Genomic DNA, 23,829 nt, shown 5'->3' with positions numbered 1-23,829 from the left:
GCGCGCCGAGCCCAGGAGCCGCCATGACCCGCTACGAACCCGCGATCGACGTCGACGCGCTCACCGCGATCGACGTGCACGTGCACATCGAGGTCGACCATCACGGCCACTCGTCGCTGCCCGACGACCTCCGCGACGCGGCGGCGAAGTACTTCAGCACCGACAGCCCGAACCCCGACCTCGACGGCGTCGCCGCGTACTACCGGGAGCGGAACATGGCGGCCGTCGTGTTCACGGTCGACGCCGAGTCGAATCTCGGCCAGTCGCCGATCTCGAGCGCGGACATCGCCGAGGGCGCCGCCCGCAACAACGACGTCCTCATCCCGTTCGGCTCGGTCGATCCGCTCAAGCCGACCGCCGTCGACGACGCCCGCCGCCTCATCGACGAACACGGCGTGCGCGGGTTCAAGTTCCATCCCACCGTGCAGGGGTTCGACCCGTCCGACGCCGCGCACTCCGCACTGTACGAGACGCTGCAGGAAGCGGGTGTCGTCGCACTCTTCCACACCGGACAAACCGGGATCGGCGCGGGCCTTCCCGGCGGACGCGGGCTGCTGCTCGGCCTGTCCAACCCGATGCTGCTCGACCCGGTCGCCGCACGGTTCCCCGAGCTGCAGATCATCATGGCGCATCCGTCGGTCCCCTGGCAGGACGAAGCCCTCTCGGTCGCGACCCACAAGCACAACACGTGGATCGACCTGTCCGGCTGGAGCCCGAAGTACTTCCCCGACTCGCTCGTCCGCGCCGCGAACTCCTACCTGAAGAACCGTGTGCTCTTCGGCTCGGACTTCCCGCTGCTCACGCCCGACCGGTGGCTGCGCGATGTCGAGCAGACCAGTCTCAAGCCCGAAGTGATGCCCGGCATCCTCACGGCCAACGCCGTACGACTGCTGGGGCTCGGCTGACGCCGGGCCGCAGCATCCCTCATCGTCCTCACCCAAGGAGAGAAACCATGACCACCACCGTCGACTACGCCGACGTCGCCGGGCTCGCCGGCACCGACCTCGGCTTCACCGAGTGGCTCGAGGTCACGCAGGACCGCGTCAACCTCTTCGCCGACGCCACCGACGACCACCAGTGGATCCACGTCGACCCCGAGCGGGCGGCCGAGGGCCCCTTCGGCGGACCCATCGCCCACGGCTTCCTGAGCCTGTCGCTCACCGTGAAGTTCTGGTCGGAGCTGTTCGACGTCACCGGCGTCAGCACGAAGGTCAACTACGGCCTCGACAAGGTGCGTTTCGTCTCTCCGGTGAAGGTCGGCGCCCGCGTGCGCGGCGGCGCGGTCATCGCCGAGGTCACCGAGGTGCGCGGAGGCTTCCAGTTCGCCGTCGATCAGACCATCGAGATCGAGGGCGCCGACAAGCCCGCGGTGGTCGCCCGGGGGCTGTACCGCTTCTACGCCTGAGAACGCGTTTCGTCTCGCTTCGCTCGCGCAACGACCGAGACCCGGTCGTTGCGCGAGGGAGCGAAGCGACCGAGACGAAACGCCGCACCGATCACCATCCTCGAAGGAGAGGACACCGCAACGATGCACACGCAGGGAATCGGGTTCTGGCTCGCCCGGCGACGGCTCAAGAACCCGGACAAGACGGCGGTCGTCTTCGGTGACGACGAACTCACCTATCGACAGCTGGCGGATGCCGCGGACCACGTCGCGGCCGCGCTCTGGCATCGCGGCATCCGTCGTGGCGATGCCGTCGCCTACATCGGCGAGAACAGCCCGCAGTTCCTGCAGGTGATGTTCGCCGTCGCACAGCTCGGAGCCGTCTTCGTGCCGGTGAACACCCGGCTGGCGGGGCCCGAGATGGAGCACGTGCTGGTCGACTCGGGAGCCCGCGCCCTCATCCTCGACCCGGAGTTCCTCGACCGCGCGATGGCCGGCGTCCAGACCGGCCGGATCGCCCACGTCATCGTCACCGGCGAAGGCCTGCCGGAGCACCCTGGTCTCGCCCGCCTCGTCGCCGACGCCCCGGTGGGCCACACCGTCGCCGAGGTGAGCCTCGACGATCCGGCCGCGATCATCTACACATCGGGCACCACCGGACGTCCGAAGGGCGCGGTGCTGAGCCACGGCAACCTCACGTGGGTGGCGCTGAACTGCATCGTCGACTACGACGTCGTCTCGACCGACGTGTCGCTCATGATCTCGCCGCTGTTCCACGTCGCCTCGCTCGGCATGGGTGCGCTGCCGGTGGTGCTCAAGGGGGCGACGCTCGTCCTCGAGAAGGGGTTCGAGCCCGGACGCGCGCTGGCACAGATCCAGCGGCACGGCGTCACGATGCTGAGCGGCGTCCCCACCACTTACCAGATGCTGGCCGACCATCCCGACTGGGCCGCGACCGACCTCTCGACGCTGCAGAAGCTGACGTGCGGCGGCTCGGCCGTGCCCACCCGCATCCTCAACGCCTACGAGGAGCGCGGGCTGTCGTTCTCGCAGGGCTACGGCATGACCGAGACCTCGCCGGGTGCGACCTCGCTCGCCCCGTCGATGACGCGCGAGAAGCAGGGCAGCGTGGGCCTCCCGCATTTCTTCACGGAGGTGCGCATCACCGACGAGCACGGCGACGTCGTGCCGCGCGGCACCGTCGGCGAGATCGAGATCTCGGGCCCCAATGTGTTCCTCGGCTATCACGGCCAGCCCGAGGCGACGGCGGCCGCGTTCACCGACGACGAATGGTTCCGCTCCGGCGACCTCGGCTACCTGGATGCCGACGGCTACCTCTACATCGCCGACCGGCTGAAGGACATGATCATCTCGGGCGGGGAGAACATCTATCCCGCCGAGGTGGAGAACCTCATCTCCGATATCGAGGGGATCTCGGGCGTGGCCGTCGTCGGCGTGCCCGACGACCGCTGGGGCGAGGTGCCGTGGGCCGTCGTGACCGTCAAAGAGGGTGCCGAGGTCGACACCGAGATCGTGCGCTCCCGCCTCGACGGCGTGCTCGCCCGCTACAAGCTGCCCAAGAACGTCGTCGTCGTGGAGGACCTGCCGCGGACCGCGTCCGGCAAGGTGCGCAAGGCCGATCTGCGGGCGCGGTTCGGCGAGGGCCGATGACGCGCGTCCCGCCGGTGCCGTCGCTCGTGCCGGCGTTCGAGGTCACCGCCGAGCTCGGTCCGCTGGAGGACCACGGCATGACGCGCGCCGGCCATCGCCGCATCATCCCGGTGGTCGGCGGCACCATCGCCGGCGAGTTCACCGGCACGATTCTCGCCGGCGGCGCCGACTGGCAGCTCGTGCGGGCGGACGGGTCCATCGAGATCGACGGCCGCTACAGCGCCCGCGGCGACGACGGGTCGCTGCTCTACATCCGCGCCCGCGGCGTGCGCAGCGGCGATCCCGCCGTGCTCGAGGCGCTGCTGCGCGGCGACGACGTCGACCCCGACGCCTACTACTTCCGCGCCGCACTGACGCTGGAATCGGCCTCGCGTCCCGAGTTCGAGCGCGCGGTCTACGTCGCGTCGTACATCCGCGAGGCGAGCCGCGTCCGCTACGTCGCCTACCGCGTCACCTGAGGGTCCTGTCCCCCCGGCAGGACTCACGAAAGGGTAGGTCTCCGCGCGGTTCCGTGCGGAGACCTACCCTTTCGCGAATCCGCGAGCTCAGCCGAGGGCGGCGAGCCGACGCCCCGGCATCCGCGGGACGGATGCCGGGGACCTCACTGGGAGCGCGGGATCACTGTCATCCGCCGTACGAGCCCCAGTCGTCGGCATCCCACATCCGCGCGGGCATGCCGCCATGCAGTGAAGCCGTGAAGCGGGCCTCCCCCAGCGTCAGACCGCTCTGCTGGTCGATGGCGGCCGCCCTTCCCGCGAGCGCATTCGGGGACGTAGCCGGCCAACTGCCGTCGGCGATCCTCGTGAAGATCGTCTCGAACACGGCCGCCTCTTCTGCCGCGGTGAATGTGCAATGCCCTTCGGCCTGGACGAACGCCTGCCGCAGCTGCGCTCGCTCACCCGCCTCGCGCACCGTCGTGGCGTAGGCCTCGTCATCCTGGGTGGAGCCGGCACCGTCCCCGGCGGTGCTCAGCGACAGCACCGGCACCGTGAGTTCGCCCGTGAACGACGCCGTGCGCTCGACGAACCCGACAACCTCGGGGTCGGCCTCCAGCCTGTCGGCTTGAGCGAGCGTGCGCAGATCATCGTCGAGGGAGAGCCCGGCGTCCCGGTACGCGGCCGAGACCTCGCTCCACCTCCCGGAGTCGCGCAATGCGCGCTCGTAGTCGACGCCGGTGTTCCACGAGAAGGTCCCGCCGACCGTGGCTTCATAGCCCGCGCGCACGAATGAGCCGACCGCGAACGGCATGTATGCGAGGTAGCGGTCGATCCGCGCCTCGCGGTCCACGATGTCCGCACCCGTTGCCGGGTCGAGGGCGGGGATCTTGCTGAGCGCTGCCGCGAAGCTCGCCCGGGCTCGTCCTTCCGCGCTGCCCGAGGCCTTCGCCACGAGCGCGTCCAGCTCAGCCAGCTCTGCACTGAGATCCGCGATTCCGGTGATCCGCATCGACGAGGCCGGGTCGACGAGCTCGCGCAGGACGAAGGCCGTGTCGAGTTTGTAGTTCCATGTGCTCACCGCTCCGGCGCCCCCGCCGCACATCGGCACGGCGCCGTCGAGCCAGTCGGGCGCGGAATCAGCGACGATGCGGGTGACGAGTCCGCCCTGCGACCGGCCGGCCAGCACGACGTCTTCGGGTGCGCCCGCGATGTCGGTGAACGCGGCGACGGCGGCACTGGCGTTGTCTCGGTCGCGCACCAGGTCCCAGCCGTCGGAGAGGTCGTATCCGATCACCGCCGTGCCTCGCTGCAGCAGCCATCCCGCCGACGCGAAGTCCGCGGTGGGGCGACCTGGCACGACGACGAGCGATCCGTTCCAGGCGCCGGGGGCGATGGCGGTGTATGCCGTGCCGTCCGGAAGAGCACCCGAGCGGGCGGTGCGCTCTTCCGGCTGCGGCGCGAAGACGTCCGGCTCGCGCTCGGGTCGCAGCAGCGAGTCGGGCTGATGACGGGCGAACGTGCCGCCGCGCTCGAGTCCGCTGCTCTCGGCGATGTCGTCGGCACGATGGTTGAGGGCTGGCGGGCTCGCGAGGTTCTTCCACGTGCCGGAGTCGAGCCGGTCCTGCAGGGCGGTGACCAGCGCCGCCACCTCCGCGTCGGAGTATGCGCAGTGCCCCGGGCGATCGACGAAAGCCTGCTGCAGGAGCGCGGTCTGTCCGTGGGCGCGCACGCGGTCCGCGTAGGTTCCGGCCTGCGCGACCACCGGCGCCGCGTCACCCGTCTCGTGGAGCGAGAGGACGGGCCCGCGGATATCGCCGGTCGGCGTGGCGTTGCGCTGCATGTAGACGACAGCCTGTTCGTCGGCGGCGATACGCTCCCCGGCGTTGAGCGCCGTGAGATCGTCGTCGAGCGAGAGTCCGGCCTCGCGATACAGCTGACGGACGAGCTGCAGGTTGCCGGACTGCCGGAGGGCGTCGGTGTAGTCCACGCCGGTGTTCCACGAGAAGTTCCCGCCGGCCCGCTGCTCCAGCGGCTGCCGCGGCGATACGGCGCCCCACATGAAGATGCGGTAAAACTGCTCCTGCTGCGCGTCGATGTCGTGCCTGTCCGGCTGGTCGGTGCCGGGCTGCGACCATGTCGGCATCTGGGCGAGACTGGCCGCGAGTGCTATCCGCGCTCGCCCTTCCGTCGTCTGCTGTGCGGTGTCGAGCACCTCCTTGAAGGCAGCCTGCCGTGCGGGCTCGTTCGTCACATCGACGAGTTCCAGCCGCGCATCCTCGGGGGCGAGGAGCGTCTTCAGCGCGTACGTGCCGTCGAGCGAACCATTGAGCATGGGGATGGCGCCCGCGATCGACCCGCAGAGCGGAAGCGCGGCGTCGAAGATGTCGGCCTGCTGCTCCAGCAGAGCGACCGAGACCTGACCTCCCATCGAGGCGCCCCACGCGACGACGTGCTCGGGCTCACCCAGCGCCGCGGTGACGGCTTCGACGACCTGTGGCTGCGCCACGAGGAGGTCCTCGACCGCCCATCCGGTGCCGGCCGCCGCGCCGGCGAGGGCGTACCCCTGGCCGGTGAGCCACGACACGACCTCGTTCGACGGCCCGGCTGACGCTGTTCCTCCTCCACCGCCATAACCGGGGCTCCACGTCAGCAGCGTGCCGTTCCATTGCGCGGGCTCGTGGAGGACGTACTGACCGCCGCCGGGCAGCGGTCCGCGGATCTCCGCGGGCTGCGACAGCGGCGCCGCGGCCGCCGGGACGGCGGCCAGGACGAGAGCGGCGGAAGCGGCGAGGCCGATTCCGACGCGGATCGAGCGTGATGACATCGTTCCCTTTCCGCGACGCGCGCGAGCCGGGCTCACCGTCGAGCGTCGCACCATCAGGTCTTCGTCGACCGAGCACACGACACTTATGGCGCCGTGCGCAGCGGGAGGTGTAGCGGTTTGACTTTGACACGATCGATTGACGATGTCAACGGTTGCGAAACAGATCCGTTGACAATCGCAACGATGCGTGGTTTCGTTTAAAGACCACACCTCCAACGACGGACGTTGTTCAATGTGTTTCTCACCAATGTGGGTGCGAAGCGTCGCGGCCGTCTTCCCGAAGTCGAAAGGTGCCGACATGAAGAAGACCCTGGTTCTGGCCGCGAGCGTCATGGCGGCCGGGCTGCTCCTCAGCGCCTGCGGCGCGAGCCCCAACGCCCGACCGGATGACGGGGACTCGCCGTCGGATGCGCCTGCGGAACTGGTGTTCGCCGTCGTGCCGACGGATGACAGTGAAGAGCTGGAGAACAGCTTCCTGCCGCTCGTCGCGGCGATCGAGGAGACCACCGGCATCCCCACGCGCATCGAGGCCGTGAGCAGCAACGCCGGCGTCATCGAGGCGCAGGTGGCGGAGCGTGTCGACATCGCGACGTACGGCGCCTTCTCTTACTACCTGGCGGCAGACGTCGCGGATGTAGAACCCATCGCGAAGGACCAGCGCACCCCCGAAGCCGGTTCGGGCGCGGTGAACTCGGTCGGCGTCGTCGCCCCCGGCTCGGACATCTCCTCGATCGAGGACGTCGCGGGCAAGAACGTCTGCTTCACCGACCCCGCGTCCACGACCGGATACCTCACCGCCGCGGCGGCCATGACGGAGGCGGGTATGGACCCCGAATCCGACATCAACCCGCTCTTCGTCGGATCGCACGACGTCGCCGTGACGCAGATGCTGGCCGGCGACTGCGACATCGCCTTCGTGGCGGAGACCTTCGTGACGACGATCCTGCCGGATCGCGGCATCATCGCGGAGGGTGACACCGAGACGGTGTGGACTTCGGATCCGATCCCCGGCACCCCGATCGTGGTCGGCACCTGGCTGGATGAGAAGCTCCGCGACCAGATCGTCACTGCGGTGACGGAGTACAACGCCGTCTCGGCGTCCGAGGCCGGCCTCTGCGAAGAGCAGAACCGCGAAGCGCCCGCCGAATGGGGCGAGCAGTTCGCCGGGAAGACGGCATGCAAGTGGGGCGGAACCGGGGCCTTCGCGTTCGAGCCGGCAACCGCATCCGACTACGAGGTGATCAGCGCCATCTGCCAGACGCTCAAGACCGACGTCTGCCGCGGTGAGGAATGACCCGATGACGGTTCCGGTCGGGCCGAAGGCGCCTCGTAGGCCCCACAAGTCAACCGCTCCGATCGACACGGGGGCCGTGAGTGTCGCGCTCAGCGATGTCAGCATGCGCTTCGGCGACAAGACGGTCCTGAAGGGTGTCGATCTGGAGGTCGCCGCCGGGCAGTTCGTCGCCCTGGTCGGGCCGTCCGGCGCGGGGAAGTCGACACTGCTGCGTCTCATCAACGGCAGCCACCGGCCGACCGGTGGGACCTTGTCGGTCCTCGGCGTGAACCCGGCGACGTGCGGCCGGGGCGCCCTCCAGCGACTTCGCACCCGCGTGGGATTCGTGTTCCAACAGTTCGGCCTCGTCGGGCGGCTGAGCGCGATGGAGAACGTGCTCATGGGCGCGCTCGGCTCCCTGCGGATGCCGCGCTACGGCATCTCGAGCTACCCCAAGGAGCTGCGCGAGCGGGCGGCGGCGAATCTGGAGCGAGTAGGACTCCTCGACGAGCGCTACCAGCGCTGCGACACCCTCTCCGGCGGCCAGCAGCAGCGGGTTGCCATCGCACGCACGCTCATGCAGGAGGCCGAGCTCGTGCTCGCAGACGAACCGGTCGCGTCGCTCGACCCCAACGCGAGCGTCTCGGTGCTGCAGACACTGAAGAAGCTGAGTAGCGAGGACGGCTTCACCGTGATCTGCTCTCTGCACCAAGTCGAGCTCGCTCTTGCCGTGTCGGATCGCGTCGTTGCGGTGCGGCATGGCTCCTTCGTCCACGACGCCCTGACCGCGGACACCACCGAGGAGCAGATCCGCGCCGTCTACGAGCAGCCGGGATCGGCCTGACATGTCGTTGACCGTCGACCGACCCCCGGTGAAGGCGGCCCCGCGCCCGGGCTCCGGCCGTCCACGCGCATCGGCCGCGACGGTGGGAATCCCGCTCGCCTACCTGGCCGTCACGCTGTTCGGCATGTGGTGGCTCGACATCCGTCCGGCTGCCCTCATCGCCGGGCTGGAAGACATCGCAGCGCTGCTGCAGCGCATGGTGCCGCCCACCGTCGGCGACCCCGCGAACCTCGTCACGCTCGCTCTCGAGACGCTGTGGATCGCCATCGCAGGAACCGGACTCGCCACGATCGCGTCGGTCTTCTTGGGCGCAGCCGCCTCGCGGAACTTCACCGGACCGCGGGTCCTCGCCTGGCTGGCTCGCGGTGTGATCGTCGTGACCCGCGCTGTCCCCTCGCTCGTCTTCGCCCTGATCCTCGTGCGCATCGTCGGGCTCGGCCCCCTGGCCGGCGGGCTGGCCATCGCGTTCCACTCGGTCGGCATGATCGGCAAGATGTTCGCCGACGTCTTCGAAGAGCAGGATCCTGCCCCGCGGGAGGCCGTGGCGGCCGTGGGAGCGAGCCGGGCACAGAACTTCGTCGCGACGACGTTCAGCCGAGCGCTGCCGAGCATCACGTCGATCGTGCTGTACCGCCTCGACATCAACATTCGCGCCTCCGCGGTGCTCGGCCTCGTCGGTGCAGGAGGCATCGGAGTGGCGCTCCAGACTGCCATCGGATCCCTCGACTACCACCGGGCACTCGGCATCATCCTCGTCATCGTGGTGATGCTGCTCCTGCTCGAAGCCGTCGCCTACGTAGCCCAGCGTGCCCTGGCCGAGCACGCCGAAGAGCACACCACCGCCCAGCTGTACGGAGCCGGGCGCGCGCCGGCCACACCGGGATGGAACCGTTCGCGCATCCTGCGCGTGGGCTCCGGCGTCGCAGCGCTCGCCCTCTTCGTCTTCTCACTCACTCAGCTGTTCGCCGACTCTCCTCGCCTGGCGCGGATCTGGGAGAACGCGCTCGCCGTGATCTCGGGGTTCTTCCCGCCCGTCTTCACGCTGGACATCGCGTACGGGATCTTCGAGAGCGTCATCATGGCCATCTCGGCGACCACCTTCGGCGTGATCATCGGCCTCGTCATCGCCGTACTGTCGACGCGCCATCTGATCCGCTTCGCGCCGTTGTCCCTCGCACTGCGCGGGCTGATGGTGCTCGTGCGCGGCGTGCCGGACATCATCTACGCGCTTCTGTTCGTCGCCGCACTCGGCCTCGGACCGTTCGCGGGATTCCTGGCGCTCGCGATCTCGTGCACAGCGCTCGCGGCGAAGTTCTTCACGGATTCGCTCATCAAGGTCGACCCCGCGCCGCTGCGCAGCCTCGAGGCGACGGGCGCCAATCGCGTGCAAGTGTTCGTCAGCGGTGTGTGGCCCCAGTTCGTGCCGAGCTTCATCGGGAACAGCCTGTTCACCTCCGATCTCGCGCTGCGCGAGTCAGCCGTGCTCGGCATCGTCGGTGCGGGCGGCATCGGCTTCCTGCTCGAGGAGTCGGTGGCCACTCTCCACTACCAGACGACCGCCGGCATCCTCATCGGGCTCATCGCCGTCGTCGTGAGCCTCGAGTCCGTCGCGCGCTGGGCGCGCAGGAAGGTGATCTGATGGCCACCTGCCCCTTCGGCTTCACGACGCAGGACGAGAACATCTCGTCGTCCGCGGATGTGGACACGCGCACGCGCTCCGAGCGCCCCAGCGAGTGGTCGCCCGCCCTCGACGAGACATTCGGCAGCGCACACCGCGATTACGCCGAACTGCGGCTGACGGATCCCTTCCCCTGGAGCGAGGACTTCGGTGGCTTCTGGGCGGCGATGACCTACGACGACGTGGTCGCCATCGCGCAGGACGAGCGTTTCGTCACGTCGGTGCAGAATGTCGTGCCTCACGTCCCGCGGTCAGCGCGGCGCCCGCCACTGCACTTCGATCCTCCCGAGCACACCGCCTATCGTGAGGCGATCGACCCCGTGATGCGCCGGGCGGTCGTCAAGACGCACGAGTCCACCTTCCGCGCGAGCGCCGATGAGCTGGTGAGCGAGATGCTCGCCCGGGGCAACGCCGACGGCGTCGCCGACTTCGCCGCACCTTTCGTCGTCGACTGCTTCGCGGCGTTCCTCGGCGTTCCGGTGGTGCTCACCCGTCACGTGCGGGAGATCGGGGTGCGCTACGGATTCGCCATCCAGGACATGGACGACGACGTCATCGCCGCGTGCAGCACCGAGCTCTACGACATCGCGGAACGCGTGTATCGCGAGCGTCTCGCCGTCGACCCCGACCCCTCACACGACCTCGTCGCCAGCCTGCACGCCGCCGCCGTGGACCCTGCGAACCACATCACCGAGCGGACGGCGATCGCAACGATCCGTCAGATGATCGTCGCAGGCATGGGGGCGCCCCAGGCCGTACTCGGCAGCTGCGTCGTCCACCTCGCGCAGGACCGTGACCTGCAGGACCACCTGCGTCACCACCCGGAGGACCTCCCCGCGGCCATCGAGGAATTCCTGCGCCTCCACGCCCCCTACCGCGTCTTCGCGCGCACGCCGAAGGAAGACACCGTGGTGCACGGCCGCATGGTGCGCACGAGCGAACCGGTGGCCCTCGTGTTCCCTTCGGCGAACCGGGATGCCGCGGCCTTCGACCGGCCGGACGAATTCGTCCTGCATCGCAAGAACAACTCGCACCTCGCCTTCGGGCGCGGCGCACACCGATGCCCGGCCGCCACGATGGGCCGTGTCGAACTGCTCATCGCGCTGCAGACGCTCCTGGAGCGGACGACCTCGTTCGAGCCGGCCGGCGAAGTCCGGATGATGAACTGGCTCGAGTACGGCCCGCGCGCCGTTCCGCTCGCCCTCGCGCCGGCGAACGTCGCGTGACCGCCTGACTGGCACAATCGCTCCATGAGGCCAGCCGACGATCTGCTCCCGCGCGACCAGCAGGGCGCCCGCTCGCAGCAGCTTCTCATCGTCCTTCTGGGCGACTATTGGCACCTCCGCGCGGAGCCGATCCCGTCCGCGGCGCTGGTCGCGTTGCTGGAGCTGTTCGACGTGACTCCCGCCGGCGCCCGTGCGGCGATCCAGCGCCTCGCGAAGCGGGGATTCCTGGTCAGCGTCAAGAGGGGGCGGACCACCGCGTACTCCGTCTCCCCGATGAGCCAGGAGTCGGTCGACGCCCACGTGGAGCTGCTCTTCCGCAGCCACATCCCCCGTCCGTGGGACGGCTCATGGACCGTCGTCGGGTACTCCCTGGGGGAGGACCAGCGAGGCGCACGCAACACCCTGCGAGAGCGGCTGCGCCAATCGGGCTTCGGCAACGTGCACGACGGCCTGTGGATCCGGCCGGGAGATCGCCGGTCGGAGGTGGAGTCGATCGTCGGAGAACTCGCGGTGCGACCGTCAGTCGGTCAGTTGACGGTCTTCGTCGGTGCGCATCTGCCCGATGAGAGTGTCACGGTCATCGCACGCGACGCATTCGGACTGGACGGCATCGCCGCGGCGTACCGCGATTTCCTCGACCGATGGGAACCGGTCGCGGCGGAGATCCAGGCGAGTGGGCGCACACGACGTCCGGATACCCGTGACGAGCGGATGCCTCATGATGGCGATGCGCTGCGACTGCGCACCTCGATCATGCGCGAGTGGCGCGAGCTTCGCCACGCCGATCCGATGCTGCCACAGTCGCTCGTCGGCGATGACTTCCCCTTCGGGCAGGCATTGTCCGTCTGTTCGACGATCTACGACTCGACCGGGCCGGCTGCCGAGGCGGAGTTCCGCCGCCTCCTCGAGCCGCACTCGGCGGAGCTGGCGGAGCGGGTGTCGCACCACACCTTCGCCGCCTATGCGGACGCCCCCGCGCCTCGGAACACCTGACGGCTCCGTCCTCGCGAGCGCTCAGCCGACGATCGCGGCGAAGTCCCGCACCGCGGGGAAGGCGAACGCGCGGTGGCGCTGCGTGAACAGCTCCGCCGAGCGGTCTGCGGGCCAGTCCTCGCCCATGTACTGCCGGGGCAGGCGCGGGTCGGCGCGCAGCAGCGCGAGCCAGTCGGCGACCAGCAGGGTGCGCGCGGTGAGCGGAGGGAGATCGGATGCCGCATCCTCACGCTCCCAGTGCGCGATGAACTCGTCGTGGGCCTCGCGGATGCGCTCCACGTCCCACGCGACGCGCACCGCCTCGGCCATCGGGAACCCGTCCAGCTCGCCGGCCGAGAACGCGTTGACCGATCCCGGCGGCAGATCCGGGATGATCGCCCCCAGCGCGGCGGCGAGGTCGACGGCGCCGGGCGCGATCCAGAGCCCGTCGCGGAGCACCGCGAACCCCGACCAGGTCAGGGCGGCGCGCAGGCGATGGCGGAGGTCGCGGAGGTGCTCGGGCACCGTATAGGTGACGAGGGTCCAGCCTTCGCCCTGCGGCTCGAACGGCGCCGGGCCATTGACGCGGCCGGATGCCTCGCGCAGCACCTCGCTGCCGTGCGCGGTGAGCACGAAGCCGATCTCACGGCCGAGCCGGCGGCGTTCGAGCAGGCCGCTGTGCACCATGCGGTCGAGGTTGGTCCGCACCGCCGAAGCCGCGACGCCGGCGCTCTCGAGCGCGCCGATCAGCACGCTCGCGCGCAGCGGCTCGAAGTACCGGTCGCATACGTACTCGCCGAAGAACGCCAGCAGCAGCTGCCGCGGCTTGCGGGTGAGCACGGACGTCTCGACGGCCGAGAGAGGGGGCATCGCGACGGTGGTCCGCGCAGCTGCGACGCTCACGCGGCCTCCGGGCGCACGGCCTCGCCGCGCTTGGCGCGCTGGATCTGCTCGTACACGTGGGTGCGCAGCTCGGTGAAGCGCGGCAGCGCGCGCGTCGTGATCTGGTCGCGCTCGGGCGCGAGGTCGATGGCGAGGTCCTCCTGCACCCACGTCGGCGACTTCGACAGCACGATGACCCGCTCGCCGAGGTAGACGGACTCGTCGATGTCGTGGGTCACGAACAGGATCGACATCCCGCGATCGCGGTGGAGCGTGCGCACGAGGTCTTCGAGGTCGGCACGCGTCTGCGCATCGACCGCGGCGAAGGGCTCGTCCATGATGAGCACCTCCGGCTGGTACGCGACGGCGCGGGCGATGGCGACACGCTGCTGCATGCCCCCGGAGAGCTGCCACGGGTAGCTCTTGGTCGCGTGCTCGAGCCCGACTGCGGCGAGCGCGTCATCGACGAGCCGATCCCGCTCGGGGCGGCTGAGCTTCTTGTGCTTCAGCGGCAGCTCGACGTTGCCGCGGACGGTGAGCCACGGGTACAGGCTGCGGCCGTACTCCTGGAAGACCAGCGCCATATTGGGCGGCGGGGCGGTGACCTTCCGGCCGCCGAGCTCGATGACACCCGACGTCGGCTTGAGCAGCCCGGCGATGCACTTGAGCAGCGTCGTCTTGCCGCAGCCCGAGGGGCCGACGATGCACACCAGCTCGCCGGCATCCATCCGGAATCCGATGTCGCCGATCGCCTCGACGTTCCCCGTGGACGACTCGTACACCTTGCGCAGGCGCTCGACGTTCAGCAGGGGCTCACTCTTGCGCAGCGCGTCAGGCACGCTCCACCTCCTTGATTCCGTGGTACCAGCGAAGCACGCGCCGCTCGACGAAGCCGAAGATGACCGCGAGCAGGATGCCGATCAGCCCGAGCAGCACGATGCCGCTCCACATCTCGGCGATGAGGTAGTTGCGCTGGAAGTAGACGATTCGATAGCCCAGGCCCGATGACGAGAAGAACATCTCGGAGATGACCATCAGGATGAGCGCGATCGAGAGGCACTGCCGCACGCCCGTCATGATGCGCGGGCTCGCCGACGGCAGCACGAGGTACCGCAGGCGCTCGCCCGAGGTGACGGCGAACGACCGCGCTGTCTCGGTCATCACCGAGTCGGTCGCGCGGACGCCTTCGATCGTGTTCAGCAGGACGGGCCAGATCGCGCCGGCGACGATCACGACGACCTTCATGAGGTCGTTCGCGCCGACGAGCACGGCGACGATCGGAATGAGCACCGGCGGCGGCACCGCGCGGAAGAACTCGAACACGGGCTCGAGCAGTTCCCGCAGCCACTGCACCAGGCCGATGACGATCCCTGCCGCGATGCCGAGGCCGACGGCCAGCACGATGCCGATCGCGAGCCGGCCGAGGCTCGGCAGCACATCGGCGAAGAACGCCGGTCCGACCCACGTCTCGATGAACGCCTCGGCGATGACGAGCGGGCTCGGGAAGAACGGCGCGGGTGAGATCGACGACCAGATACCCCAGATCACCAGGAGGATGATGGGCAGTCCGAGCGCATAGGCGGTGTTCTCGCCGAACTTCGCCCACACCCGGGACGGGCGGCGGGGTGTGACGACGGTGCTCGTGTAGAGGGTCACAGGACCTCCTCCCCTCGGACGGACTGGTGCCACGACAGCGAACGGCGCTCGATCCCTCGGAAGATCAGGTTGACGAGCAGTCCGAGCATGCCGGTGACGATGACGAGGGCGTACACCGTCGTCCACTGCCCGGATTCGCGGGCGAGCATGATCGCGCGGCCCAGTCCCGGGATGCTGATGAACATCTCGGCGGTGATCGCGAGGATCAGCGCGACGGTCGCGGCGAGCCGCAGGCCCGTCATGAGGTACGGCAGGGCTGTCGGGAAGACGAGGTTGACGATCCGCGATCCCCGCGACAGGCCGAAGCTCCGCGCCGTGTCGCGGGCGACGGCGTCGACGTCGGCCACCCCGTAGAGCACCTGGATGAACACCTGCCAGAAGCTCGCGTACACGATGATGAGGAGCGCCGCCTGCAGCTGATAGCCGAACATGAGGATCGCGAGCGGAATCAGCGCGACGGAAGGGATCGGACGCAGGAACTCCACCGTGGTGTGCGTCGCCCGGCGAAGGAACGGCACCAGGCCGATGATCGTTCCGAGCACGACGGCGAGCACCGTCGCGATCAGCAGGCCCAGAGCCCAGGAGGTCAGCGTCCGGCCGACGTTGCGCCAGAACTCCAGATCGCCGAACAGCACGAACAGCTGCAGGATGGTCTCGGTCGCCGTCGGGAAGTAGGCGGGGTTGACGATTCCGAGCGTCGGCAGCAGCTGCCACGTCGCCAGGAACCCGAGGATGCCGGCGACGCCGAGCACCAGCTTGCGCATGGTGCGGTGCTGCCGGGCGCGCGGTGCGCCGGCGACGGTCGTGGGAGCGTCAGCGGTGGCGGTCACAGTGCCTCCGATCGGTGCGGTCGGGTCGCGCGGGCGTCGGCGCGAGGCTCCACGAGGGAGCGGGGAGGGAAGAGGGCGAGCGGATGCTGCGGAGCGAGGTCGGCCGCAGCGTCTGGGCTGCCGGCCGCGATGCGTGGGGGTGAACGGATGCCGCGAGCCGCGGCATCCGCTCACCACTCCACGCTTCGCGGCCTACTGCTGCTGGAGCAGCCGGTCGAAGTCGGGCTCGGCGTCGATGTAGCCGAACTCGACCGCGAGCGTGCCGAGGTCCTCGATGCCGGCATCGGCGAGATCCCACGTGAAGGTCGGCAGCGTGATGCCGGCGGCCGCCTGCTCGGGGATGTCGAGGTTGGTGGCGATCGCCGCGCGCACGGCGTCTTCGTTGTCACTCGCCCACCCCAGCGCCTCCTCCATGGCGGCGGAATAGTCGGCGACGAGGTCGGGGTCCTCGTCGAGGAGCGCCTGCGTCGTGATGTTGGTGAGCACCGACAGCCCGGGGATGGTCGCCTGGTACGGCGCGACGACCGAGACACCGCCGTCGCCGAGGACCATGCCGCGGAACGGGTCGGGCGCCCACGCGGCGTCCATGGTGCCGGCGGCCAGCTGCGCGGGAACGTCGGGGAACGCGACCTCGACGAACTCGATCGTCGAGGGATCGCCGCCGTCGTCCTGCACGGCCTTGCGGATGGTCAGGTCGCCGGCGGCGCCGATGGTGTTCACCGAGACCTTCTTGCCCGCGAGGTCGGCCGGGCGGGTGATGCCGGAGTCGCCCAGCGCCACGACAGCGTTGACGTCGTCACCCTCGGCGAGGCTGTTGGCGTAGTTGCCGACGATCACGACGCCGAGGTCCTGGACGTCGGCGCGGATGGGGCCGAACGGCTGGCCGATGGCGAACTGGATGTCGCCGCTCAGCAGCGCGGGGATGGCGTTGGCGCCGCCCTGCGCGGGAACGACCTCGATCTCGAGGCCGTGGTCTTCGAAGATGCCCTCGTCGATCGCGGCCCAGAGGGCGCCGGTCTCGGCGATGGGCAGCGCGGCGACGCGGACCTTGGTGAGCTCCCCGCTACCGGCGGCGTCGTCGGTCGAGGTGGAGGACGGGGTGACGGCGGAATCGGTGCAGCCGCTGAGCGCGAGTGCGGCGGCGGCGAGAACGCCAAGGACGGCAAGACTCTTCTTCATTGACGGGCCTCTCAAAGGACGGGTGCTGTGGGTGCCGGCTGCCGCGTCCGGCCGACCGGAGTCGGCGTCGGCACCGCGGCGTGCCGGACAACAGTCATGGTGCGCCACTGCGGATCGATTGTCAATGCTTTTGTGACGCCCGTCACGAAACACGTGAACTAGGCGCACCCCTAGGGGGCCGGCATCCGCTCAATGGAAGTCGCCGCCTCCGCCGCGCGTCGGCCCCCTGAAGATGGGTGCGCACGCACAGCGTGCCTATTGCCATTACCTATGGCGATAGGTATTCTCTGGTTACCGCGGTGCAGAGACGCACCCGGAAGAGGAAAGGACCTCCCCTCATGGCCCACGCGACCCCCGCATCGCCCTCGGCGGCCGCCCTCGTCGACGGCTTCTCGCTCGAGATGACCGGCAAGGACATCGCCGGCCTGGAAGAGGCGCGCGACACGATCCCCCAGGGAACGAAGGTCAACGTCACGTTCCTCGGCAATGAAGACCTCGAGATGCGGGTCGCTGCCGCGAAGGCGGTCAAGGAGATGGGCTTCGTGCCGGTCCCGCACCTCTCGGCGCGGCGGCTCAAGTCGCAGGGTGAGCTCGAGGAGTTCCTCGGCCGCCTGCAGGAGGTCGGCGCGACCGAGCACGTGTTCGCGGTCGGCGGCGACCCGGCCGAGCCGGAGGGTCCGTACCCGGACGCGTTGACCGTGATCCGCTCGGGTGTGCTGCAGAAGTTCGGAGTGCGTGAGGTCTCGATCGCGGGCTACCCCGAGGGTCACCCCGACATCCCCGCCGACGTGCTCTGGCGTCACCTGGACGAGAAGGCGCTCACCCTCGCACAGGAGGGGTTGGATGCCGTCATCCTGACGCAGTTCGCGTTCGACACCGATCCGGTGATGACATGGATCGACGCCGTCCGCGAGCGGGGCATCGACGCGCCCATCCGCATCGGCACGCCGGGACCGGCCGGCATCAAGCGCTTGCTGGGCTTCGCGCGACGGTTCGGCATCGGCGCGAACGCGATGATCGTGAAGAAGTACGGGTTCTCGCTCACCAACCTCATGGGCACCGCCGGCCCCGACCGCTTCGTGTCGGACCTGGCCGCGCTGCTCGCCGACGAGCCGAAGTCCGGCGACGTGAAGCTGCACTTCTACACGTTCGGCGGGCTGCTCGCGACGTCGACCTGGGCGCGGGAGTTCGTCGCGTCCCAGTCCTCCGGGGCGCGCCGATGACGACGCACCTCGACACTCATCGCGACCACGCCTGCCTGATCGTCCACGGCCCCGACCAGCCCGGCATCGTGGCCGCCGTGACGGCGCTGGTCACCCGCGTCGGCGGGAACATCGTCACGCTGGACCAGTACTCCGACAATCCCGAGGGCGGCGAGTTCTTCCAGCGCGTCGTCTTCCACCGCCCCGAGCTGCAGGCCGCGCTGCCCGACATCGAGGCCGACCTCGACAAGACCCTCGGGCCGCTGAAGCTCGAGTGGCGCGTCACCGACCAGTCCATCCCGAAACGGATGGCCGTCCTCGCCTCCACCTCCGATCACTGCCTGCTCGAACTGCTCTGGCGGCACCGCCGCGGCGAACTGCCGGTGACCATCCCGATGGTCATCTCCAACCACACCAACACCGCCGAAGACGTCCGCTCCTTCGGCATCCCGTTCTTCCACGTGCCTTCGCAGGGCGCCGACAAGTCCGCCGCCGAGGCCAAGATCGTCGAGCTGCTGAAGGGCAACGTCGACTTCGTCGTGCTCGCCCGGTACATGCAGATCCTCTCCGACTCGTTCCTCGACGAGGTGGGCGTGCCGGTGATCAACATCCATCACTCGTTCCTGCCCGCGTTCATCGGCGCCGCTCCCTACCGCAAGGCGAAGGAGCGCGGCGTCAAGCTCATCGGCGCGACGAGCCACTACGTCACCGCGGACCTCGACGAGGGGCCGATCATCGAGCAGGACGTCGCGCGCGTCACCCACGCCATGTCCGCCGCCGATCTGCAGGCCCGCGGCGCGTACGTCGAACGCGCCGTGCTCTCCCGCGCGGTCGAATGGCACGCCGAAGACCGCGTCATCCGACACGGCAACAGCACCATCGTCTTCACCTGACCCCGGCATCCGTCCCCGAAACCACAACCCCACGAACAGAGAGGTTCCCCATGGCGAAGAATCTGCAGGAGCTGCTCGACGGCAACAACGCCGTCGAGATGCTGCGCAACTCGCAGATCGGCTCGTACATCTATCCGGTGGTCCCCGCGGACTTCCAGAACTGGATCAAGGAGCAGAAGGCGTGGCGCGACACCGCCGTGCTCTACGACCAGTCGCACCACATGGACAACGTGTTCCTCAAGGGCTCGGATGCGATCCGCCTGATCTCCGACACGGCGATCAACTCGGTGGCGACCTTCCCGGTGAACCGCGCCAAGCAGTACGTGCCGACGACCGCGTCGGGGCACGTCATCGGCGACGGCATCCTCTTCCACGAGGCCGAGGACGAGTACGTCTACGTCGGCCGCGCGCCCGCGTCGAACTGGCTGCTGTACCACGGTGAGACCGGCGGCTACCAGAACCTCGACATCACGGTCGACCGCCGCTCGCCCTCGCGTCCCTACGGCGACGCGGTCAGCCGCCGGTACTACCGGTTCCAGATCCAGGGGCCGGCTGCGTGGCAGGTCATCGAGAAGCTGAACGGCGGACCGCTCGAGCAGCTCAAGTTCTTCACGATGTCGACGATGCAGGTGGGCGGCGCGAACGTCCGCACCCTCCGCCACGGCATGGCGGGCGCCCCGGGCCTCGAGATCTGGGGACCGTACGAGGACCACCACCGCGTGCGCGACATCATCGTCGAGGCGGGCGCCGAGTTCGGCCTCGTCCCCGTGGGCTCGCGCGCATACCCGTCGAACACGCTCGAATCGGGCTGGATCCCGTCGCCGCTTCCCGCCATCTACTCCGGTGAGGCCGAGCGCGGCTACCGCGAGTGGCTCGGCGTCGACAGCTACGAGGCCACCGGCACGCTCGCCGGCTCGTTCGTGTCGGACGACATCGAGGACTACTACCTGACGCCCTGGGAGCTCGGCTACGGCTCGTTCGTGAAGTTCGACCACGACTTCATCGGCCGCGACGCGCTCGAGAAGATCGACCCTGCGACGCAGCGCCGCAAGGTGACGCTCGCGTGGAACGCCGAGGACGTCACGAAGATCTTCGCGTCGCTGTTCGACGTCGAGGGCGAGAGCTACAAGTTCTTCGACCTGCCGCTGGCGAACTACGGATCCGCGAACTACGACTCGGTGACGGATGCCGGAGGCGACGTCGTCGGCTTCTCGATGTTCACCGGATACAGCGCCAACGAGAAGCGCGCCCTCTCACTCGCCACCGTCAACCCCGATGTGCCCGAGGGCGCCGAGGTGACGGTCGTCTGGGGCGAGCCGAACGGCGGCACCACGAAGGCGTCGGTCGAGCCGCACCAGCAGCTCGAGGTACGCGCCGTGGTCTCCCCGGTGCCGTACTCGACGGTCGTCCGCCAGAGCTACCACGGCGGCTGGCGCACGGGGTACAAAGAGCCCGCCTGACCTGCTCCGGTTCCCGGGCAGTACGGGGGTCACGATGTGCGACATCCATCCACGTGTCGCCGCGTGTCGTGACCCCCGACCAGAGGGTGGCGGAGCTCAAGTGTCACGACGTGCGGCCTCGCTGCGTGTGTTGCCGCGTGTCCTGACACACGAAATGGGGCGGCCCTTGGACGCACGAGGCGCGGGCGGTCGCTACCCTCGGGAAGGCGAAGGGAGACGGATGAGCCTGAGATACGCGCTGCTGGCGATCCTGCGCGTCGGCCCGCTGTCGGGGTACGACCTGCAGAAGCAGTTCCACCAGTCCGTCGGACACGTCTGGCACGCGCCCGACTCCCAGATCTACCCCGAGCTGCGCAAGATGGAGGAGCTCGGCCTCATCGAGGGCGAGGAGCAGACCCGCGGCGAGCGCGGCACGCGCCGCATGTACCACGTGACGGATGCCGGAGACCGGGCCTTTCTCGACTGGATGGCCTCGCCCCTCGACTACCAGCGGGTACGCGACCCCGCGCATCTGCGTGCAGCCTATCTCGAGACGACCACACCGGAGGCCGCGCGAAGCTTCCTGGAACGGCACATCGCCCAGTGGGCGGGCGAACTGGCGCAGTGGGAGGGCGAGCTGGAGCGCATCGACGCCGTCGCCAACCCCATGCTGGCGCGCCGCCTCGCAGTGACCGCTGACGCCGACCGTGAGCGCACCATCGCCTACAAGCGCTTCGCCTACGAGGGTCTCGTCGAGCGCGCCCAGGGCGAGATCGCATGGGCCCGCCGCGGCCTCGACCTCGTCGACCGCCTCGAGGGCGCGTCGACAGGCTCAGCGACCGGCACCGCTGGGCACTGACCACCGGTTCCTGAGCTCGTCGAGGGCGCTTCCCGAGCCCCGCTGCGTCAGTCCTGGTCGTCTGAGTCCTCGAGGTCGAACGCCAGTCGCTGCAGTGTCGTCATCGTGGCGTCGAGCTCCGTCGCACTCAGCCGCCGCAGCAGCTGCGCGAAGGCCTCGTCGAGCGCACGTCCGGCCTCCTCCGCGACCTCGGCACCACGCGGGGTGGCCCGGATCAGCCAGACGCGGCCGTCGCGGGGGTCCCGCGTGCGAAGGACGAGCCCCATCGCAGCGACCTGATCCACGAGTCGCACGACGTGCGCCTTGTCGAGGCAGAGGATGCGCCCGATGTCCCGTTGCGAAAGGCCGCCCGACGCCGCGGCCACCTCGACGAGGGAGTAGCTGCGGGCGCGCAGTCCGAAGGGGGCGAGCACCCGGTTGGACACGGTCGCAGCGACCGAGGTGAATCGAGCGGAGAGGAAGCCGGGATTGCCGGCGAGGCGCCCCGCAGCGCGCGCGTCGCTCCCCTGTGCCAACGAATCCCCGTTCCGTGCCCGGACCTGTGGCTCGAAGTCTAGCCACGCGCACACCCGGTCACTGAGAAAACAGTTGCAGTATGCAACTAATTTCCCTAGCGTGTCAGCACACCCGCAGCGAAGCGGGCACCCGATCGTCCGGTGAGAACGACCTCCCCGGACCGGACCCGGAAGAGGACTCCATGTCACGCTTCTTCGACGGCACACGGGGCGGCATCCCCCGAGACCCACGATCTCAGCACGCCCGTCGGCGACACCGCGTGTCGGCGCTCGTCGGCGCGGCCGCGGCATCCGTCGTCCTCGCTCTGGGCCTCGCGATGCCCGCCGCGGCCGTGCCGCCGGGGAGCCCGAGCCCGCTGCCCCAGCTCTCGGCCGCCCAGCCGGGCACGCTGCAGGCGTGCGAGAGCCTGGTGGACTTCGCCTTCCCCTCGACGAAGATCACCCAGGTCTCGCGGGTGGCGGCGGGCACGGTCAGCAACGGCGGCCAGCCGATCGGCGAGCACTGCCTGGTGCGCGGCACCATGAACGAGCGCGTGAGCACCTTCGACGGCCAGACGTACGCCATCGGGTTCGAGATGCGCCTTCCGTCGGCCTGGGCGGGGCGCTTCCTCTACCAGGGCAACGGCGGCCTGGACGGCTCGATCGCCCCCGCGCTCGGCGCCACACGCGGCGGCGAGAGCGGACTGCAGATGGGATTCGCCGTCATCAGCTCCGACGCCGGCCACAACGGCAGCCAGAATCCGCTGTTCGGTCGCGAGCCGCAAGCGCGTCTGGACTACGGCTACCAGGCCGTCGGCACCCTGACGCCCATGGCCAAAGCGCTGATCACGAATGCGTACGGCCGCGGGCCCGATCGCTCCTACATCACGGGCGGCTCGAACGGCGGGCGCCACACGATGGTGGCCGCGGCGCGCTACGCCGACCAGTACGACGGCTTCCTCGCCATCTCGCCCGGCTTCAATCTGCCGCAGGCCGCGGTCGCTCAGCTGTGGGGTGCGCAGCAGTGGGCGCAGGTCGCCACGACACCGGCCGATCTGAGCACGGCTTTCACCCCCGCTGAGCGCACGCTCGCCGCCCAGGCGATCCTGGCCCGCTGCGACGGCCTCGACGGTCTGGCCGACGGCATGGTCCAGGACAGCACGGCCTGTCAGCAGGCGTTCTCGATCAAGCGGGATGTGCCGCGCTGCACGGGCGAACGGAACGGAACCTGCCTCACCAAGGAGCAGCAGGCCGTGATCGATGAGATCTTCGCCGGTGCCCACACGAGCAACAACAAGGACATCTACTCGTCGTTCCCCTTCGACCCTGGCCTGACGCAGAGCGGCTGGGCCGGCTGGAAGTTCGGCTCCCCGATCACCCGTGATGCTCCGGCCGTCGGCTTCATCTTCACCACGCCGCCGGCGGACCCCAGCATCCTGGCCGATCTGCAGGGCTATGCGCTCGGTTTCGACGTCGACACCGAGGCGGCGAAGATCTACGCCACCTCCGGCATCTACACCGAGAGCTCGATGTCGTTCATGACGCCGCCCGACCCCACGCACCTCGACACGCTGCGCGACCGCGGCGCGAAGATGATCGTGATCCACGGCGCCTCGGACGGCGTGTTCTCGCCCGACGACACCGCCGCCTGGTTCGACGAGCTCGACCGGAACAACGGCGGGAACGCCGAACAGTTCGCACGGTACTTCGAGGTTCCCGGCATGGGCCACGTCGCCGGCGGTCCCGCGACCGACCAGCACCACGGGCTCGCCGCGCTGGTCGACTGGGTCGAGCAGGGATCCGCGCCCGACCAGCTGACCGCATCGGTCAACCCCGCCAACCCCGAAGTGCCTGCGGACTGGTCTCGGACCCGCACGCGCCCGTTGTGCGTGTACCCGCAGGTGGCGCAGTACGTCTCCGGCGACCCCGAGAGCGCGTCCAGCTTCGCCTGCGAGACGCCGCACCCCGGCCTCGCCTACGGCACCCGCTGACCCGTCGACCCGCGCGCGGCGAGAGGGTGGGTCCCATCGGGAGCCAACCTCTCGTCGTCGCGGCTCGACGAGCAGCGACGTTCTACGACCCGCGA

21 protein-coding genes are annotated in these 23,829 nt (G+C 69.4%); 14 read left to right on the top strand and 7 right to left on the bottom strand.

The window, feature by feature from the left end:
- Positions 1-23: 23 nt before the first annotated feature.
- The 4 genes from ACI3KY_RS08555 to ACI3KY_RS08540 all read left to right on the top strand — a co-directional run bounded on the left by ACI3KY_RS08555 (position 24) and on the right by ACI3KY_RS08540 (position 3,513).
- Positions 24-905, top strand: a complete 882-nt coding sequence (locus ACI3KY_RS08555) for an amidohydrolase family protein (RefSeq protein WP_404929750.1) — start codon at positions 24-26, stop codon at positions 903-905.
- 47 nt (positions 906-952) lie between these two features.
- Positions 953-1,405: a MaoC family dehydratase gene (locus tag ACI3KY_RS08550; protein WP_404929749.1), complete on the top strand. Its 453-nt coding sequence runs from the start codon at positions 953-955 to the stop codon at positions 1,403-1,405.
- Between the two features lie 123 nt (positions 1,406-1,528).
- Complete coding sequence (gene menE, locus ACI3KY_RS08545) at positions 1,529-3,055, top strand: o-succinylbenzoate--CoA ligase (RefSeq protein ID WP_404929748.1); 1,527 nt, start codon at positions 1,529-1,531, stop codon at positions 3,053-3,055.
- Positions 3,052-3,513: a DUF3237 domain-containing protein gene (locus ACI3KY_RS08540; RefSeq protein ID WP_404929747.1), complete on the top strand. Its 462-nt coding sequence runs from the start codon at positions 3,052-3,054 to the stop codon at positions 3,511-3,513. Before menE ends, ACI3KY_RS08540 begins: the two co-directional genes overlap by 4 nt.
- A gap of 166 nt (positions 3,514-3,679) precedes the next feature.
- Here ACI3KY_RS08540 and ACI3KY_RS08535 read toward each other — a convergent pair whose 3' ends face one another.
- On the bottom strand, positions 3,680-6,316 hold the full coding sequence (locus ACI3KY_RS08535; RefSeq protein WP_404929746.1) for a hypothetical protein: 2,637 nt from the start codon (positions 6,314-6,316) through the stop codon (positions 3,680-3,682).
- A gap of 298 nt (positions 6,317-6,614) precedes the next feature.
- On the opposite strand from ACI3KY_RS08535, the gene ACI3KY_RS08530 reads away from it, so the two are divergent.
- The 5 genes from ACI3KY_RS08530 (at position 6,615) to ACI3KY_RS08510 (ending at position 12,330) form a co-directional block, all read left to right on the top strand.
- Complete coding sequence (locus ACI3KY_RS08530) at positions 6,615-7,610, top strand: phosphate/phosphite/phosphonate ABC transporter substrate-binding protein (RefSeq protein ID WP_404929745.1); 996 nt, start codon at positions 6,615-6,617, stop codon at positions 7,608-7,610.
- 76 nt (positions 7,611-7,686) lie between these two features.
- Positions 7,687-8,433: a phosphonate ABC transporter ATP-binding protein gene (locus ACI3KY_RS08525; protein ID WP_404929744.1), complete on the top strand. Its 747-nt coding sequence runs from the start codon at positions 7,687-7,689 to the stop codon at positions 8,431-8,433.
- Positions 8,434-8,515: 82 nt separating this feature from the next.
- Positions 8,516-10,072: a phosphonate ABC transporter, permease protein PhnE gene (phnE, locus tag ACI3KY_RS08520; RefSeq protein WP_404929743.1), complete on the top strand. Its 1,557-nt coding sequence runs from the start codon at positions 8,516-8,518 to the stop codon at positions 10,070-10,072.
- Positions 10,072-11,337: a cytochrome P450 gene (locus ACI3KY_RS08515; RefSeq protein ID WP_404929742.1), complete on the top strand. Its 1,266-nt coding sequence runs from the start codon at positions 10,072-10,074 to the stop codon at positions 11,335-11,337. Before phnE ends, ACI3KY_RS08515 begins: the two co-directional genes overlap by 1 nt.
- Positions 11,338-11,361: 24 nt before the next feature.
- Positions 11,362-12,330 carry a PaaX family transcriptional regulator C-terminal domain-containing protein gene (locus tag ACI3KY_RS08510; protein WP_404929741.1) on the top strand — a complete coding sequence of 323 codons (969 nt, stop codon included), beginning with the start codon at positions 11,362-11,364 and terminating at the stop codon, positions 12,328-12,330.
- A 21-nt stretch (positions 12,331-12,351) separates the two neighbouring features.
- On the opposite strand, the gene ACI3KY_RS08505 is transcribed toward ACI3KY_RS08510, so the two are convergent.
- From ACI3KY_RS08505 to ACI3KY_RS08485, 5 genes are all read right to left on the bottom strand, one after another.
- A complete protein-coding gene (locus tag ACI3KY_RS08505) occupies positions 12,352-13,212 on the bottom strand; it encodes a PaaX family transcriptional regulator C-terminal domain-containing protein (RefSeq protein WP_404929740.1) in 861 nt (286 codons plus the stop codon).
- On the bottom strand, positions 13,209-14,030 hold the full coding sequence (locus ACI3KY_RS08500) for an ABC transporter ATP-binding protein (protein ID WP_404929739.1): 822 nt from the start codon (positions 14,028-14,030) through the stop codon (positions 13,209-13,211). The genes ACI3KY_RS08505 and ACI3KY_RS08500 overlap by 4 nt, the downstream gene beginning before the upstream one ends.
- Positions 14,023-14,847 carry an ABC transporter permease gene (locus tag ACI3KY_RS08495; RefSeq protein WP_404929738.1) on the bottom strand — a complete coding sequence of 275 codons (825 nt, stop codon included), beginning with the start codon at positions 14,845-14,847 and terminating at the stop codon, positions 14,023-14,025. The genes ACI3KY_RS08500 and ACI3KY_RS08495 overlap by 8 nt, the downstream gene beginning before the upstream one ends.
- Positions 14,844-15,677, bottom strand: a complete 834-nt coding sequence (locus ACI3KY_RS08490; protein ID WP_404929737.1) for an ABC transporter permease — start codon at positions 15,675-15,677, stop codon at positions 14,844-14,846. The genes ACI3KY_RS08495 and ACI3KY_RS08490 overlap by 4 nt, the downstream gene beginning before the upstream one ends.
- A 192-nt stretch (positions 15,678-15,869) precedes the next feature.
- The gene (locus ACI3KY_RS08485; protein WP_404929736.1) at positions 15,870-16,856 is read right to left on the bottom strand and encodes an ABC transporter substrate-binding protein; all 987 of its coding nucleotides are present in this window, start codon (positions 16,854-16,856) and stop codon (positions 15,870-15,872) included.
- Between the two features lie 338 nt (positions 16,857-17,194).
- On the opposite strand from ACI3KY_RS08485, the gene ACI3KY_RS08480 reads away from it, so the two are divergent.
- From ACI3KY_RS08480 to ACI3KY_RS08465, 4 genes are all read left to right on the top strand, one after another.
- On the top strand, positions 17,195-18,079 hold the full coding sequence (locus ACI3KY_RS08480) for a methylenetetrahydrofolate reductase (protein ID WP_404929735.1): 885 nt from the start codon (positions 17,195-17,197) through the stop codon (positions 18,077-18,079).
- On the top strand, positions 18,076-18,951 hold the full coding sequence (gene purU / locus ACI3KY_RS08475) for a formyltetrahydrofolate deformylase (RefSeq protein ID WP_404929734.1): 876 nt from the start codon (positions 18,076-18,078) through the stop codon (positions 18,949-18,951). The genes ACI3KY_RS08480 and purU overlap by 4 nt, the downstream gene beginning before the upstream one ends.
- 50 nt (positions 18,952-19,001) lie before the next feature.
- Entirely contained in the window at positions 19,002-20,411 is a 1,410-nt protein-coding gene (locus ACI3KY_RS08470) for an aminomethyl transferase family protein (protein ID WP_404929733.1), read from the top strand.
- 220 nt (positions 20,412-20,631) lie between these two features.
- A complete protein-coding gene (locus ACI3KY_RS08465; RefSeq protein ID WP_404929732.1) occupies positions 20,632-21,249 on the top strand; it encodes a PadR family transcriptional regulator in 618 nt (205 codons plus the stop codon).
- 47 nt (positions 21,250-21,296) lie between these two features.
- Here ACI3KY_RS08465 and ACI3KY_RS08460 read toward each other — a convergent pair whose 3' ends face one another.
- Positions 21,297-21,764, bottom strand: coding sequence for a MarR family transcriptional regulator (locus ACI3KY_RS08460; protein ID WP_404929731.1), 468 nt, complete (start codon positions 21,762-21,764; stop codon positions 21,297-21,299).
- A 182-nt stretch (positions 21,765-21,946) separates the two neighbouring features.
- Here ACI3KY_RS08460 and ACI3KY_RS08455 point away from each other — a divergent pair, with 182 nt between their 5' ends.
- Positions 21,947-23,734 carry a tannase/feruloyl esterase family alpha/beta hydrolase gene (locus ACI3KY_RS08455; RefSeq protein ID WP_404929730.1) on the top strand — a complete coding sequence of 596 codons (1,788 nt, stop codon included), beginning with the start codon at positions 21,947-21,949 and terminating at the stop codon, positions 23,732-23,734.
- The last annotated feature ends 95 nt before the right edge of the window (positions 23,735-23,829 follow it).

Source organism: Microbacterium sp. ZW T2_14, assembly GCF_044987405.1.
Classification (GTDB): domain Bacteria; phylum Actinomycetota; class Actinomycetes; order Actinomycetales; family Microbacteriaceae; genus Microbacterium.
The sequence above is the reverse complement of the archived record's forward strand: the minus strand, read 5'-3'. Positions and strand labels throughout refer to the sequence as shown.

Excerpts from the sequence above, each read along its gene's own strand:
- ACI3KY_RS08555 (WP_404929750.1), top strand. The coding sequence starts at position 24 with ATGACCCGCTACGAACCCGCGATCGACGTCGACGCGCTCACCGCGATC.
- ACI3KY_RS08550 (WP_404929749.1), top strand. The coding sequence starts at position 953 with ATGACCACCACCGTCGACTACGCCGACGTCGCCGGGCTCGCCGGCACC.
- menE (WP_404929748.1), top strand. The coding sequence starts at position 1,529 with ATGCACACGCAGGGAATCGGGTTCTGGCTCGCCCGGCGACGGCTCAAG.
- ACI3KY_RS08540 (WP_404929747.1), top strand. The coding sequence starts at position 3,052 with ATGACGCGCGTCCCGCCGGTGCCGTCGCTCGTGCCGGCGTTCGAGGTC.
- ACI3KY_RS08535 (WP_404929746.1), bottom strand. The coding sequence starts at position 6,316 with ATGTCATCACGCTCGATCCGCGTCGGAATCGGCCTCGCCGCTTCCGCC.
- ACI3KY_RS08530 (WP_404929745.1), top strand. The coding sequence starts at position 6,615 with ATGAAGAAGACCCTGGTTCTGGCCGCGAGCGTCATGGCGGCCGGGCTG.
- ACI3KY_RS08515 (WP_404929742.1), top strand. The coding sequence starts at position 10,072 with ATGGCCACCTGCCCCTTCGGCTTCACGACGCAGGACGAGAACATCTCG.
- ACI3KY_RS08510 (WP_404929741.1), top strand. The coding sequence starts at position 11,362 with ATGAGGCCAGCCGACGATCTGCTCCCGCGCGACCAGCAGGGCGCCCGC.
- ACI3KY_RS08485 (WP_404929736.1), bottom strand. The coding sequence starts at position 16,856 with ATGAAGAAGAGTCTTGCCGTCCTTGGCGTTCTCGCCGCCGCCGCACTC.
- ACI3KY_RS08480 (WP_404929735.1), top strand. The coding sequence starts at position 17,195 with ATGGCCCACGCGACCCCCGCATCGCCCTCGGCGGCCGCCCTCGTCGAC.
- purU (WP_404929734.1), top strand. The coding sequence starts at position 18,076 with ATGACGACGCACCTCGACACTCATCGCGACCACGCCTGCCTGATCGTC.
- ACI3KY_RS08470 (WP_404929733.1), top strand. The coding sequence starts at position 19,002 with ATGGCGAAGAATCTGCAGGAGCTGCTCGACGGCAACAACGCCGTCGAG.
- ACI3KY_RS08465 (WP_404929732.1), top strand. The coding sequence starts at position 20,632 with ATGAGCCTGAGATACGCGCTGCTGGCGATCCTGCGCGTCGGCCCGCTG.
- ACI3KY_RS08455 (WP_404929730.1), top strand. The coding sequence starts at position 21,947 with ATGTCACGCTTCTTCGACGGCACACGGGGCGGCATCCCCCGAGACCCA.